The 13,794-nt window shown below is 61.6% G+C and carries 17 protein-coding genes; 4 read left to right on the forward strand and 13 right to left on the reverse strand.

The genetic code is table 11. From position 1 onward, the window contains the following. Positions 1-271: 271 nt before the first annotated feature. Entirely contained in the window at positions 272-760 is a 489-nt protein-coding gene (smpB, locus tag ADJ79_RS02330; protein WP_050714613.1) for an SsrA-binding protein SmpB, read from the reverse strand. A 132-nt stretch (positions 761-892) separates the two neighbouring features. Between smpB and ADJ79_RS02335 the strand changes: the two genes are divergently transcribed. The 3 genes from ADJ79_RS02335 to ADJ79_RS02345 all read left to right on the forward strand — a co-directional run bounded on the left by ADJ79_RS02335 (position 893) and on the right by ADJ79_RS02345 (position 2,369). Then, a complete protein-coding gene (locus ADJ79_RS02335) occupies positions 893-1,345 on the forward strand; it encodes a type II toxin-antitoxin system RatA family toxin (RefSeq protein WP_050714614.1) in 453 nt (150 codons plus the stop codon). Continuing rightward, positions 1,342-1,722, forward strand: a complete 381-nt coding sequence (locus tag ADJ79_RS02340; RefSeq protein WP_050714615.1) for an RnfH family protein — start codon at positions 1,342-1,344, stop codon at positions 1,720-1,722. The genes ADJ79_RS02335 and ADJ79_RS02340 overlap by 4 nt, the downstream gene beginning before the upstream one ends. 287 nt (positions 1,723-2,009) lie before the next feature. Further along, positions 2,010-2,369, forward strand: coding sequence for a hypothetical protein (locus ADJ79_RS02345; RefSeq protein WP_172674010.1), 360 nt, complete (start codon positions 2,010-2,012; stop codon positions 2,367-2,369). A 191-nt stretch (positions 2,370-2,560) separates the two neighbouring features. On the opposite strand, the gene ADJ79_RS15100 is transcribed toward ADJ79_RS02345, so the two are convergent. Together ADJ79_RS15100 and ADJ79_RS15105 are read right to left on the reverse strand one after the other, a co-directional pair. After that, positions 2,561-2,905: a hypothetical protein gene (locus ADJ79_RS15100; protein WP_216597142.1), complete on the reverse strand. Its 345-nt coding sequence runs from the start codon at positions 2,903-2,905 to the stop codon at positions 2,561-2,563. Between the two features lie 60 nt (positions 2,906-2,965). Further along, positions 2,966-3,187, reverse strand: coding sequence for a hypothetical protein (locus ADJ79_RS15105; RefSeq protein ID WP_216597143.1), 222 nt, complete (start codon positions 3,185-3,187; stop codon positions 2,966-2,968). Positions 3,188-3,495: 308 nt separating this feature from the next. Between ADJ79_RS15105 and ADJ79_RS15660 the strand changes: the two genes are divergently transcribed. Beyond that, positions 3,496-3,618 carry a transposase gene (locus tag ADJ79_RS15660; RefSeq protein WP_082202829.1) on the forward strand — a complete coding sequence of 41 codons (123 nt, stop codon included), beginning with the start codon at positions 3,496-3,498 and terminating at the stop codon, positions 3,616-3,618. A gap of 556 nt (positions 3,619-4,174) precedes the next feature. Here ADJ79_RS15660 and alaS read toward each other — a convergent pair. The 10 genes from alaS to ADJ79_RS02390 form a co-directional block, all read right to left on the reverse strand. Beyond that, positions 4,175-7,060 carry an alanine--tRNA ligase gene (alaS, locus tag ADJ79_RS02355; RefSeq protein WP_050714617.1) on the reverse strand — a complete coding sequence of 962 codons (2,886 nt, stop codon included), beginning with the start codon at positions 7,058-7,060 and terminating at the stop codon, positions 4,175-4,177. A 20-nt stretch (positions 7,061-7,080) separates the two neighbouring features. Next, positions 7,081-7,530, reverse strand: coding sequence for a TA system VapC family ribonuclease toxin (locus tag ADJ79_RS02360; protein ID WP_050714618.1), 450 nt, complete (start codon positions 7,528-7,530; stop codon positions 7,081-7,083). Positions 7,531-7,539: 9 nt separating this feature from the next. Beyond that, positions 7,540-7,953 carry a type II toxin-antitoxin system Phd/YefM family antitoxin gene (locus ADJ79_RS02365; RefSeq protein ID WP_050714619.1) on the reverse strand — a complete coding sequence of 138 codons (414 nt, stop codon included), beginning with the start codon at positions 7,951-7,953 and terminating at the stop codon, positions 7,540-7,542. Positions 7,954-8,277: 324 nt separating this feature from the next. After that, positions 8,278-9,018, reverse strand: a complete 741-nt coding sequence (queC, locus tag ADJ79_RS02370; RefSeq protein WP_050714620.1) for a 7-cyano-7-deazaguanine synthase QueC — start codon at positions 9,016-9,018, stop codon at positions 8,278-8,280. 583 nt (positions 9,019-9,601) lie between these two features. Beyond that, complete coding sequence (gene hisA / locus ADJ79_RS02375) at positions 9,602-10,378, reverse strand: 1-(5-phosphoribosyl)-5-[(5-phosphoribosylamino)methylideneamino]imidazole-4-carboxamide isomerase (RefSeq protein ID WP_050714621.1); 777 nt, start codon at positions 10,376-10,378, stop codon at positions 9,602-9,604. Between the two features lie 106 nt (positions 10,379-10,484). Beyond that, positions 10,485-11,213, reverse strand: a complete 729-nt coding sequence (locus ADJ79_RS02380) for a hypothetical protein (protein WP_050714622.1) — start codon at positions 11,211-11,213, stop codon at positions 10,485-10,487. 294 nt (positions 11,214-11,507) lie between these two features. Then, positions 11,508-11,735, reverse strand: a complete 228-nt coding sequence (locus tag ADJ79_RS13850; protein WP_156303975.1) for a hypothetical protein — start codon at positions 11,733-11,735, stop codon at positions 11,508-11,510. 53 nt (positions 11,736-11,788) lie between these two features. After that, positions 11,789-12,520, reverse strand: coding sequence for an imidazole glycerol phosphate synthase subunit HisH (locus tag ADJ79_RS02385; protein WP_050714623.1), 732 nt, complete (start codon positions 12,518-12,520; stop codon positions 11,789-11,791). 118 nt (positions 12,521-12,638) lie between these two features. Beyond that, positions 12,639-13,112 (reverse strand): hypothetical protein, encoded by a 474-nt coding sequence (locus tag ADJ79_RS13855; protein WP_156303976.1) that lies wholly within the window; start codon positions 13,110-13,112, stop codon positions 12,639-12,641. Between the two features lie 203 nt (positions 13,113-13,315). Continuing rightward, positions 13,316-13,792 (reverse strand): hypothetical protein, encoded by a 477-nt coding sequence (locus ADJ79_RS02390; protein ID WP_156303977.1) that lies wholly within the window; start codon positions 13,790-13,792, stop codon positions 13,316-13,318. Positions 13,793-13,794: the final 2 nt, after the last annotated feature.

Consider the following 13,794-nt stretch of genomic DNA (forward strand, 5'->3'; position numbering starts at 1 on the left):
CCGGGCGGCCCTGGCTGGCTCCGCCGCCATGCCTTCGCGCGCCTTGCGGATCCGCCATGAGAAGGCAGAGCGGTATCAAAATCAGGAGCGGATTCAAGGGCTGAAAATGCCGCCCGGCGCAGATTCCACTAAGACCATGCGCTATGAAAACAGAAGCGAAATAACGCCCTTGCGCCTTGTCTTCTGCTCATGCCTTGCGCATTCCAAATGCCTGCATTCCGGCTCGCATCCCCTTGCGGCCCGCTTGCAGGCGCGGGCGGCGGGCGGGCCGTCAGCGGCTGAGCGACTTCATGGCGCGCTGCGCTTCGCGCTTGCCTTCGCGCTCCTTGATGGTGTCGCGCTTGTCGTGTTCGGCCTTGCCCTTGGCCAGGGCGATTTCGCACTTCACGCGGCCATTTTTCCAGTGCAGGTTCAGCGGAATGAGCGTGTAGCCCCTTTGCTCCACCTTGCCGATCAGGCGGCGGATTTCGTCGCGGTGCATGAGCAGCTTTTTGGTGCGCGCCGCCTCGGGGCGCACATGCGTGCTGGCGGTGCCCAGCGGGTTGATCTGGCAGCCAATGACAAACAGCTCCCCGCCGCGAATGACCACGTAGCCGTCGGTCAGCTGCGCCTTGCCCGCGCGCAGCGCCTTCACTTCCCAGCCTTGCAGCACCATGCCCGCTTCGTGGCGCTCTTCAAAAAAGTAATTGAAGGCGGCCTTTTTATTGCTGGCAATGACGGGGTTGGGCGTTTTGGAAGCGGTTTTTTTCTTGGCGGCCATGCGTGAAGAAAGGCTGAATGAAAAGCGGGAGGGGAGGCAGGAAAAAGGCTGAAACCCTGCGGGTTTCTAGAATTTGCGGCTTGACGCCCAGGCCAGCCGAAGGCCAGGCGCGCGAAAAACGCAAGATTTTCCATGAAAACCGTCCGCAAATCCGTTCTTATCTGGTATAGCGCCCACGAGATGTTCGAGCTGGTGCGGGACGTGGCCCGCTACCCCGAATTTCTGCCCTGGTGCAGCCTGGGCCGCGTCATCGGACAAGACGCGGACGGCAAGGGCATGACCGCCGAAGTCGGCATCGCCTTCAAGGGCCTGAAGCAAAGCTTTGTCACCTACAACACGCACATTGCGGACCGCGAGCTGCGCATCCAGCTGGTCAAAGGCCCCTTTTCCACGCTCAATGGCCTGTGGACTTTCACCCCCGTGGGGCAGGCGGGCGAGCGCGCCTGCCGCGTGACGCTGGCGCTGGACTACGGCTTTGACAGCAAGGCGCTGTCAGCGCTGGTCGGCCCCGTGTTCGACAAGATCGCCGCCACGATGGTGGACGCCTTCATCCAGCGCGCCGAGCAGGTGTACGGCCAGCCATGACGAACGCCGCGCCGCCCTCATCCGCCTCACCCGCCGCCAGCGGCCTCATTGGCGTCACCGTCGCCTGGGCCAGCGCCGCGCGCCAGGTGCAGCTGGCCCGCCTGCAACTGCCCGCAGACGCCACCCTGGCGCAGGCCGTGCAGGCCAGCGGCCTGCTGCAAGGGCTGCCTGAAAACGCGCGCGCCGCGCTGACCTACGGCATCTGGGGCCGCCCCTGCGCGCCCGGCGCGGCCTTGCAAGACGGCGATCGCGTGGAAATCTGGCGCCCCCTGCGCGTCGATCCCAAACGGGCGCGCCGCGAGCGCTTTGCCAGCCAGGGCGCGCGCGCGGCAGGCCTGTTCGCCCGCCGCAGACCCGGCGGCAAAGCCGGGTATTGAGAGCCTGTTGGCAATCCGGCGTCCGCCGCGCCGCTTATCCCCGCACGATTTCGCACGATTTAGCCCGGCTCGTTCCACTTGCTCCATTTGTCCCCATCGCCCAGGCCCAAGCCTGTGGAAAAGCCGTGGGCAAACCGGTATGGCGCGCGCAAGTGCCTGCGCGGCAAGGCAGCGCATGATTTGCCTGAAAAATGGGCGGGGCGCACCAGCCAGGCGCGGCGGTTTTGCACACGCGCCGGGCGCAAAGCTGTGGGCAAGCCGTGGACAAGCCGGTACGGCGCGCGCAAGTGACTGAAAGCCAAGGATTCGCCGCCGCTGCCTTCTTTTTTGGCAGCGCCGCGCTCGCGGCCCCTGGCGCGAGAACCTGTTCAGAGCAAACCGGCTTTTTCACACCCTGCGGGCGCAAAGCTGTGGAAAAGCCGGGGGCAAACGTGTATGCCGCGCGCAAGTGCCTGACGGACAAGGAAATGGCCGCCGTGCCTCGTTTTTCAGCACCTTTTGCCACTGGCGGCCCGCCGCCATCCGCCTATCAAGCGGAGAAGAAGGACGAGGCGGCAAACCTTGCGCAAACATTATTAAAAATGCCGCTCTGCGCCTATCCGAAAGTGGCAGCGTATAAAAAAAGAGACGGCTATCGCTGCCAATAGTCATCTCGGGTTATTTCGAATTCTTCCCAAACCCGCCGCACCAGCGAATGCTGTCTGCGGTGGCACCTCAAGCAATCCAACGGGATTTCCGCAAGGAAAAAGCTTTTTTCTTGCGGTGATGGCTAGGTTCATGGAACTTCTTGAAGACTGTTGGAAATAAGGGAAGGCTAGCTTTATCGTGTGCGGGCTGCTTATTTCAGACCTTTTTCTTCCAACCAGCTTTCCAACACATCAGCGATTTCCACGTTGTTTGCTTCGATAAAGGCGAAATGACTGTTGCCGCGTATGCCGATGTCAGGCAACTGCACAACGCTCGCGTCGCCGCCGTGGCGATTTACGCAGTCGGCAAAGGCTTGCGCCATACGGATGCGTTCAATCCACCGCTGCGATGCCCAATGCGGGTTCTCTGCCGAAATGTAATCACCGTAATAGATGATGATGGGCATTTGGGTCAGCAGGGCGAAACGTTCGGTACTGATAGGCTGCGAGAGTGAAATGTTGGCAGCGTCGTTAGCGGGTGTGGCAACGCTCGGCATTTCGTTTTCGAGGAAAATAAACTCGGTGCCGGTTTCGTAGGAAACTACGGTTTTCTCTTTTCAGGATTTTTTCAGCACGGTCTGCCAACCTGGGCCGCCGCCTTGTGAGTGGATAATCAACACGTCTTCGCCAATGCGGTCAAACACGGCGGCAACGGCATCAGATACCACGCCCAAATCATACGCGCCGGTGTTGGGCGTGATTTGGCGCAAAAAATGGTTCAGAATGGCAGCATCTTTGGGAAACTGACCGTCTGCAAACAGATTCGGGAAGATGCCCATGCGGAAGTTTTCAAACCAGAATTGATCGTTAGGCAACACGGGGGCAGCAGGGTGATGGCTCCGTTGTAAGCCCGAGCAAGGGCGGGTAATGGCTTCGGCAGAGCAGGAGCAAATTCAGGGGGTATGAAATGCCGTTTTGCGCACTTTCCACTAGGGATTGTTGAAAATCACCTCTTATGGCTGCAATCCCGCCATGGAAAGATGAGTATCAAGCGACAAGCAGTGAGCGCTAATGACCCCGAACTGCCTGGGCACGCCTGGCGATGCAGGGCCAAGAGGCGCGAATAAGCGCTTGATTTGCAGAGGCCGTGCCGTGGATCGTGTGCACAGGCAGACCCTGGCGCGATTGGCCTGAAGAATTTGGCAAATGCAACTCCGTCTTCAAGCGCTTTCGCGACGGGGCAAGGCCATATCTGGCAAAAACTCTTTGATGCCGTCAGCGACCAGCCGGATATGCAATACGCCATATGCAATGCGCCATGGCCGATGCCACGACCGTGAAAGTGCACCGTCACGGCCCGGGCGCGGAACTCAAAGCCAGGCCATAGGCCACTCACCCGGCAGGATACGGGCCTTGTGCGATGCGCCGGCAATCTGCTCAAGTTCGCTCTGATGCCATGCCAGCAAAGGAGACCAAGAACTGATCCGGAACCAAAAGTTTGGGGCGCTGCTGGCGCTGGCAGACAAAGCGTTTGATGTTCAATGGCTGATAGAGCCATTGCAAGCGCAAGGCGTGTCAATCGTGATCTCGCAAAAACCCGATCGACGCCGGCCTTTGCTCATTGTTTTGGCTCCTTTTGGGCTTTTTCTTTTGGCTTCCCTTTCTGGCCGTTCTCTTGCCGCCCGGGCCTGGCAGCCCCGGGCGCTGGCTTTCAAAACCTGTTCATGATTTGAACGTGAGGGGCGAAAGAGCGGATTGGGATGAGCCGCAACGCCGCAAGCCGCGCCCGAGGCCGCGCTTTTCGCTCCCACGATGCGAGCAGGCTCTCAGGCCAGTTTGGCAGCCACCCAGCCTTGCACGCTTTGCAGAGCCTGGGGCAGCGCGGCGGCGTTCGTGCCGCCGGCCATGGCCATGTCGGGCTTGCCGCCGCCTTTGCCGCCTACTTGCTGGGCGACGAAGTTCACGAGTTCACCCGCCTTGATGCGGCCCACGGTGTCGGGCGTGACGCCTGCGGCCAGCTGCACTTTGCCTTCGGATGTGGCGGCCAGCACGATGGCGGCGGTTTTGAGCTTGTCTTTGAGCTTGTCCATCGTCTCGCGCAGGGTTTGGGCGTCTGCGCCATCAAGGCGGGCGGCGAGCACCTGCACGCCATGAACGCTGACGGCCTGGCTGGCCAGTTCGCCGCCCTGGGCGCTGGCCAGGCGCCCTTTGAGCTGGGCCACTTCTTTTTCCAGCGTTTTGATGTGATCGAGCGTCTGGCGCAGGCGGCCTTGCAGGTCGGCAGCGGGGGCGTGCAGGGCGGCGGCGGCCGATTGCACGGCGTTTTCGGTGGCTTGCGCCCAGTTCAGGGCGTTCAGGCCCGTGATGGCTTCCACGCGGCGGATGCCGGCGGCCACGCCGCTTTCCATGACGATTTTGAACAGGCCAATGTCGCCGGTGCGGGCCACGTGGGTGCCGCCGCACAGCTCGCGGCTGGCGCCGATGTCGAGCACGCGCACGGTGTCGCCGTATTTCTCGCCAAAAAGCATCATGGCGCCGGTTTCGCGGGCGCTGTCGATGTCCATCACGCACGCTTGCGTGGCGGTGTTGGCCAGGATTTCGGCGTTCACGCGGCGTTCGATTTCGGCGATTTCTTCGGGCGTGACGGGCGCGCCGTGCGTGAAGTCAAAGCGGGTTTTGTCGGCATCGACGAGCGAGCCTTTTTGCTGCACATGGCTGCCGAGCACTTCGCGCAGGGCCTTGTGCATGAGGTGGGTGACGCTGTGGTTGCGCATGGTGGCCTGGCGGCGCTGCGTGTCCACTTGCGCCTGCACGGCGTCGCCCACCTTGAGCGCGCCTTGCGTGAGCGCGCCGTGGTGGCCGTGCACGCCAGCCTTGATTTTTTGCGTGTCGGCCACTTCAAACACCACGCCGGGGGCGGTGAGCAGGCCGGCATCGCCCACCTGGCCGCCGCTTTCGGCGTAAAAGGGCGTGGCGTCCAGCACGACCACGCCAGCCTGGCCCGCCTTGAGTTCGCCCACGCTTTGCCCGTCGGCATACAGGGCGGTGACGCGGCAGGCGGCATGGGCCATTTCGTCGTAGCCGGTGAACAGGCCCGCTGGGCCTTCATAGTCGAGCAGCTTGTCCATCTTGAACTTGCCGGCGGCGCGTGCGCGGGCGCGCTGGGCCTGCATTTCGCGCTCAAAGCCGTCAGCGTCCAGCTCGATGCCCAGCTCGCGGGCCATGTCAGCCGTCAGGTCATACGGGAAGCCGTAGGTGTCGTAGAGCTTGAAGATGTGCTCGCCGGGGATGATGAGCTTGCTGCCCGCCAGATTGGCTTGCAGGTAATCCTCCAGCGCCAGGCCGTAGGGCTTGCCTTCTTCGGGCGGCTGGCGGGTGAGCACGTCTTCCAGATCGAAGGAGATGACTTCGTTCAGGCGGCCGGGCTGCCTGGGACGCAACACCACCTGCTTTTTGTGCCCGTCAGGGCGCACGGCGGCGGAGAACTCCACGCCTTCGGCGGTTTTCAACATCAGCGGCTGGCCTTGTCCTTCCAGCGGCAGCAAGCTGGCGAGCTTGAGGAATTTCATGCCCGAGAGCACGTCATCAAACAGCGCCAGGCCCGTTTCCAGCGTTTGCCCAAAGCGCGTTTCTTCGTCGCGCAGGGTTTGCATGATGCGGGTTTGCTGCTCTTTGATTTGGGGATAGGCGCTGCCCATTTCGCGCGCCAGATCAGGCACGAGCTTGTAGAAAAACGGCTGCTTTTGCCCCAGCTTGTAGCCGTGGCGGATGGCGCGGCGGATGATGCGGCGCAGCACATAACCGCGCCCTTCGTTGCCGGGAATGACGCCGTCGGCAATGAGAAAAGAGCAGGCGCGGATGTGGTCGGCAATCACCTTCAGGCTGGGCACGTCCATGCTGAAGGGCACGCCCACTTCGCGCGCGGCGGCGCGGATGAGCGCCTGAAACAAATCAATCTCGTAATTGCTGTGCACGCCTTGCAAGATGGCGGCCAGGCGCTCCAGCCCCATGCCGGTATCCACGCAGGGCGCGGGCAGGCGGGTGACGCTGCCGTCTTCATGCATTTCAAACTGCATGAACACGTGGTTCCAGATTTCAATGAAGCGGTCGCCGTCTTCATCGGGGCTGCCGGGAGGGCCGCCGGGCACGTCAGGGCCGTGGTCGTAGAAGATTTCGCTGCTGGGGCCGCAAGGGCCGGTGTCGGCCATCATCCAGAAGTTGTCGCTCTTGTATTTGCCGCCCTTGTTGTCGCCGATGCGAATCACGCGCTCGGACGGCAGGCCGATGACTTTCGTCCAGATGTCATACGCCTCGTCGTCTTCGTGATAGACGGTGGCCAGCAGGCGCTCGGGCGGCAGCTTGTAAACCTGCGTGAGCAGCTCCCAGCCCCATTGCAGGCTTTCTTTCTTGAAATAGTCGCCAAAGCTCCAGTTGCCCAGCATCTCGAAAAAAGTGTGGTGGCGCGCGGTGTAGCCCACGTTTTCCAGATCGTTGTGCTTGCCGCCCGCGCGCAGGCAGGCTTGCACGCTGGTGGCGCGGTTGTAGGGGCGCTTGTCGGCGCCCAGAAACACATCCTTGAACTGCACCATGCCGCTGTTGGTGAACATGAGCGTGGGGTCATTGGCGGGCACCAGCGGCGAAGAAGGCACGATGGTGTGCCCGCGCGCGGCGAAAAAGTCGAGAAAAGTCTGGCGGATTTGCGCCACGGACATGTGGGGGACTGAATGGGTCGTCATGGTTGTTGTGAAGGAAAAGAATCAGGGCGCAGCAAATCCACTTGCACGCCCCTGAACTGGAGGAAATCGGCGTCAAACGTGCCCACGGCGGCTTCGTGCTCGATGGCCAGCGCGGCCAGGTGGGCGTCATTGGTCAGGTTGCCGCCCGCGCCGCATTGCAGCAAGAGCTTGAAAAACAAATCGGCATGGCGGGCGCCGGGCTGCGCCAGCACGGCATGCGGATGCGCCAGCCACTCGTCCACCACGCCTGTGGCCTCGGCCACCGACAAAGGCGCAGGCATCACGCGCGGATGCGTGGCAATGCGCACAAAGCCAATCAGCGCATTCCAGGCAAAGGCCACGGCCTGGCTGGCAAACGCCTGCTCCAGCCAGACCGTGGCCGCCGCATGCTGGGGGCTGCTGGCATTGACGCTGTAAACCAGCACATTGGTATCAGGCAGCTTCACGGCGCGGTCTCAATCTGCGGCGGCTTTGCTTGCGGCATCTGCGCTGGCGGCGGGCTGCTGCGCCGCATGCCTGGAGCGGCCAGAACGGCGCGGCGGCTGTTTTTGCTGCGCTTGCCACTCGGCATTGAGCCGGGCGTCCAGCGCCAAAAATGCCTGCACGTCCAGCTCGCCTGCCAGCTTGCCTGGCTGCCCGGCGTCTGGCTGCTGTGGCAGTCCCATATGGAACGTGCGCTGCACAAAACGCGGCACGGGCCGCGCGGGCGCTTCAGCCGTCATGGGCACGATGCGGGCCACGGGCTTGTTGTGCCGGGTGATGATGACTTCTTCGCCCCGCTCGGCGCGGGCGACGTATTCGGACAAACGGGTCTTGGCCTCAAACAAGCCCACAGTGGCCGCGCTCGCGGCCGGCATGGCGGCAGTCATGTGGGGTCTCCTTGCGAAAAAACAGGCCAAGCGCACGGCCTGGCCCAACTGGTTGAATCAGCCAGATTCTAGGCGGCATCGAGACAGTCCGCCGCAAACCAGCGCATTAAAAAGAGGAGCGGATTCAAGGCGCATTGAAACGGCATTGGCGCACATTCCGCCAAGACACCATGCTATTGATAAAGAAGCGGAAAAAGCCTTTTTCTGCTTTCCTGGTGCCTGAACCTTGGGGCAGGCCATCAGTCAAGACACGTCCAGCTTTGCTTTCAGGAGCTAAAGATGGCCCTGGAAGCTGTTCATAGTCCGACTACGAGCCAGGTGCGATCAGCTGCTTGAGCGCGGCTGGCTGTATTTCGCCCAGCCCCGGGCGCGCAGCTCGCAGGCGGGGCAGTGGCCGCAGCCCCAGCCCCAGGGGTGGCGATGGGTGCGGTCGCCCAGGTAGCAGGTGTGGGTGTGCTCGGTAATCAGACGCACCAGGTCTGCGCCGCCGCCTGCGGGGTCGGCCTGCTGGCCCAAATCGTGTGCGAGCTGCCAGGTTGCGGCCTTGTCCAGCCACATGAGCGGGGTGTCGATGACGTAGCGGCGGTCCATGCCGAGGGTGAGCGCCACTTGCAGGGCTTTCATGGTGTCGTCGCGGCAATCGGGGTAGCCGGAAAAATCGGTTTCGCACACGCCGGTGACGATGACGCTCAGGCCGCGCCGCCAGGCCAGCGCCGCCGCCAGGGTGAGAAACAGCAAATTGCGGCCAGGCACAAAGGTGTTGAGCATGCCGCCGGCTTGTGTTTCGATGGCGATGTCGCGCGTCATGGCGGTGTCGCTGATCTGGCCGAGCACGGGCAAATCGAGCACGTGGTCCTCTCCCAGCCGCCCGCTCCAGGCCGCAAAGCGCTGGCGCAGCGCAGCAAGCACGGCCAGCCGCTGCGTCAGCTCCACGCGATGGCGCTGGCCGTAGTCAAAGCCGATGGTTTCCACGCGCTCGTAGCGCGTGAGGGCGTAGGCCAGGCAGGTGGCGGAGTCCTGCCCGCCGGAAAACAAAACGAGGGCATTGCGGTGTGCTTCAGACATGGCGGTGAAAGGGACAACAAAGATGAAGGGCGGCCAGATCGCTGGCTTTGGCCATGCTGGAGGTCTGGCGCTGGCTGGGCTTGCGGCCTCGGGCCTGAAGCGGACACGGCCTTCTTGCCCGCCATGGCCGCGCGGACTGACAGCCCGCCTTAACCGGAACCTGTTCAGCATCTGGCCGCAAAGTCTGACCGCCAGAGGCGGCGCATCAGGATGGAGCAGCAAGGTGTAAACGGGCTTGTGCTTCACGCACAGCTCACTTGCATTCAATTTGCAGCCCGGCGAGGGCTTGCAAGGCCGCAGATCGCCCGAGTTTGCGCTTCTGGCGTCTGCGAACGGGGTGTGAACAGGTTATCTGGAGGATCAAGAAGCGGACAACTTGGCCCGCACGGGCGTTTTACCCTTGGCGGCAGGCGGCAGCCAGCTTCTGGCAAGCACCATGAAACAGCAGAAACAGGAGCAAATTCAGGGGTATCGAAAAGCTGCCCTGCGCTGGTTTCACTAGGACCTCACGCTATGAAAAGCGGAGCTAAATGAGGCGCTGAACCTAAACCCGGCGCATGAAGGCTGGGCTGCGAGCAGGCTCTCACGCGCGGGCCGCGCCGCTCGCTGGCTTGTCCGCGCTGGCGCACAGCGCGTCGGCGCGGGCCTGCGCGGCGGCAAAGTCCAGCGCGCCGCTGTAGATGGCGCGGCCGCAAATCACGCCTTCAATGCCTTCGCCCTGCACAGCGCAGAGCTGTTCGATGTCGCTCATTGAAGACAGGCCGCCGGAGGCGATGACGGGAATGGAAAGCGCCTGCGCCAGGCGCACGGTGGCCTCGATGTTGATGCCGGTGAGCATGCCGTCGCGGCCTATGTCGGTGTAGATGATGCTTTGCACACCCCAGTCCTGGAACTTGCGCGCCAGATCGGTCACTTCGTGGTGCGTGGCGCGGCTCCAGCCGTCGGTGGCCACTTTGCCCTCGCGCGCGTCCAGGCCCACGATGATGTGGCTGTCAAACGCGGCGCAGGCGTCTTTCAGAAAACCGGGGTTTTTGACGGCGGCGGTGCCGATGATGACGTGGCTGATGCCCGCGTCCAGGTACTTTTCAATGGTGTCCAGATCGCGGATGCCGCCGCCCAGCTGCACGGGCGCCTGGCCCGCCACTTGCCGCAAGATGGCGCGAATGGCCGCCATGTTCTGCGGCTTGCCGGCAAAGGCGCCATTCAAATCAACCAGATGCAGGCGGCGCGCGCCTTGCTCCAGCCAGTGCGCGGCCATGTCGGCGGGCGCTTCGCTGAAGGTGGTGGCCTGGGCCATGTCGCCTTGCTTGAGGCGCACGCAGTGGCCGTCTTTCAGATCAATTGCGGGGATGAGAAGCATGGATGCTGCTGGGAAAGAAGAGAAAACCGGTGCATTCTGGCGCGCGCGTCAGCGGGCGCAATGAGTGTTTTCCTGCAAGAAACGCGCCAATGGCCGGCAGCCTGGCTTATTGCCGCTGCCATTGCTGGATGGCCACGGCCATTGAATCGGCCTCGCGGCGCTCCTCGCCATAAGGAACGGCCACCCACCCGGGTGCGGCCGCGCCTTCGCGCTGGTAGTGAATCTCCAAAAAAGCGCGCTCGATGGTGACGGACTTGGACTTGGAGCGGCTGCCGAACTGGTAGCCCCAGCCGCCGGAGGAAAAGATGGCGAAGCTGCCGCCATGCTTCGTATCGGTATGGATTTCAGACTCTCGCTCCACCTTCACGCCAATGACTTCGCGCGGCGAAAGCAGCAAGCGCTCGTAGCCGTTGCCCCAGACACAGGCGAACAGCGCGTTGTTCTGCCTGTCCAGCGCCAGCACGCCGGGCTGCGGCCACGTCCACTGATGGGCGGCGACAGGGCGCAGGCCGTTTTGCTGCGCCTCGGCGGCCATGCGCTTGGCGCAGGCGCTGTAGCGCACGGCCTTCCAGGGCTTGAAAACCAGCAGCTCCAGCAGCTTGGTGACGCCCACAAAGACCAGGCACAGCACCACGCCCACAAGCAGCAGCGCCAAAATGGCCTCGCCTATGCCATGTTTGAAAAACGAGCTGAGCACATTGGCAATGAGCACGAGCAGCAAAAAGCCGCCAATGCCCAGCACCGTCCATGCGCAGATTTGCTCGGTTTGGCGCACGGCGTGAAAAGTGCGGCTGTCTTGCGTGGAGCCGTATTGAATGAGCGCATTGTTTTCCATGTTGAATCTCCTGAGCGGGTTGAATGAACGGGGTGAATGAAAGCGAATAAGGCGTTGAATGGGCGTCTGCACTTTCACGGATTTCGGCGCCGGCCGCCGCCACCGGTTTGGCCTGCCATTGGCGCGGCCGTCTTGGCCTCCAATGGCGGCGGCGACTGACTTTATCGCAGCTGGCACTGGGGGGGCTTCTGGCCGTTCAGGGCTTGCCCAGTCATGGGTGCGGCGGGCGTTGCCGCCCCATGAAATACCAAGCCGGAATACTTCATGGATATTTTCAGAATATTGCTGCGGATTTCAGGCCGGAAAGTTTGTCTGCTTATTTGGAGAATCCTGCAAAGACATGCCTATGACCCGAAAATCCGCAGTCCATTCAAAAAAAATCAAGGAAGCATCGCCGCAAACCTGATAGAAAATACCTGAAAAACCAGTGTTTATTCTTGGCAGTCCCGGCTCCAGAGGCCCGCTGGATGTGGATGCTGAAAGGCGCGAGATGCCCTGCGCAATGCGGGCAGGCGTAGTCATTTACTCGCCCGTTTTCCGGGCGCGCTGCTGAATGAGCGCCGCCCTCGCGGCCTTCACGGATTCCAGCGCAGGAAATTGCGAAACAGGCGCAAGCCCTGTTCCGCGCTTTTTTCGGGGTGGAACTGCGTGGCGAACAGGTTGCCGCGCGCGATGGCGCTGGCAAAGCGCAGGCCGCCATATTCGGTCTGGCCCGCTACGTCTTCGGCGCGGGCACAGCAGGCGTAGTAGCTGTGAACGAAGTAGAACCACGGGTCGCCGCCATCCGCTTCTTCGGCCCCGGCGGCCCTGCCCTCGCCCGGCGCGGGCGGGTTGCGCACGCCTTCCCAGAGCGGGTGCCGGACGCCTGAATGCGTGCAGGGGCGCACGCGGTTCCAGCCCATCTGCGGCACTTTGTAGGCGCTGCCGTCAGGCGCGCGGCGGCCCGCGAAGTCGAATTTCAGCACTTCACCCGGCAACAGCGCCAGCCCTGGCGTGCCAGCAGCGGTGTGGCCTTCGGCACTGTGCTCCAACAGCATTTGCATGCCCACGCAAATGCCCAGAAGCGGTTTGCTGGCAGCAGCTTGCAGCACGGCTTCCTGCAAGCCGCTGGCTCGCAGGGCGGCCATGCAGTCGCCCATGGCTCCCTGGCCGGGGAGGATGACGCGCGCGGCATCGCGCACGGCCTGCGGCTGGCTGGTAACGGCCACGCTCACGGGCAGGCCCTGTGCAGCATGCAGCACGGCTTGCGCCACGGAGCGCAGATTGCCCATGCCGTAATCAACAATAGCGACGGAAGTAGAGGTCATGGCACATCAAAAAGAGAAGTCAATCTGCATGGTCTGTATATGCAAATTTGGGCCCCATTATCCCAATAAAAATCGCCTTCACGCGCCACATGAAGGCGATTGTTGAAATGGCCGCTTGTTACCAGAATGGCGGGAAACCGCAATCCGCTTTCGAGCAAAAGAAGAAGAATTTCTGGTATGGTTTTTCTTCAATACTGACGAGTGCCGAGCGGTTGGGGCTAAGGCCCCAGCGCGCTTTGCGTCCATCTTGCAGCGTCATTGAGCCAGAAGCCTCGCATGTAATCCAAGTGAGCTTATGCATCCAGTCTCGTTTGCTGATTTGCTGCGCTTTTGAGAAATAGCGCCGCACTGTGGCGGCATCTGGCCTGAATGTATTGCAGTCTGGCTCTTGCGCTTTTGCATCACCACGGCTGCCTTCCACATGAATGGTCTTGATAGGCGACATTGACGAGGGGCATAGCGTGATCGTATCGTCTGCGAAATCCTCTTCCAATATATCCACGCAGGCATCATGAACAGGCATCTCTTGGGCCAAAGACATGACGCCAGACGTCAGAATGAAAGGCAGGCAGACTAGCCATTTGAAATTCATGACGGTTTATCTCCATTGAGCTGTCAGCGCTTCCGAACCTGTTTTGCGGGAAACTGTTGGATGAGCGAAGACTTCCGATTCTGGTATTGAATATTCATTGCGCGGATTTCTGGCGGGGTATTGGGGCTTATGCGTGTCATCGTCTCCAAAACAAATTGCCTTCATGCACTGCGCATGAAGGCAATTGTTGAAATGGCCGCCTCTCACCAGAATGGTGAGAAACCGCAATCCGCTTTCGAGCAAAAGAAGAAGTATTCCTGGTAGTCTCCTCCATCAATTCTGATGAGAGCCGCGCGGCTGGGTCTAATTCCCCAGCGCGCTTTGCGCCCATCTTCCAGCGTCATGGAGCCAGAAGCGCTGCATGAAATCATGGTTAGCTTATGCATCCAGTCCTGGCCGTTGATTTGCCACGCTTTTGAAAAATAGCGCCGCACCGTAGCGGCGTCCGGATGAAATGTATTGCAATCCGGCTCCCCTATTCCCTTTTTGCTCTCACTATAACGTTCCACCTGAATGGTCTTGATGGGCGGCAGTGACGAGGGGCATAGCGTGATCGTGTCGTCTGCAAAGTCCTCTTCCAATATATCTACGCAGGCATCATGAACAGGCATTTCTTGGGCCAAGGACAAAGCGCTAGGCGTCAGAATGAAAGGCAGGCAGACTAGCCATTTGAAATTCATGA

Source organism: Ottowia sp. oral taxon 894, assembly GCF_001262075.1.
In the GTDB taxonomy this organism is placed as follows: Bacteria; Pseudomonadota; Gammaproteobacteria; order Burkholderiales; family Burkholderiaceae_C; genus Ottowia; species Ottowia massiliensis.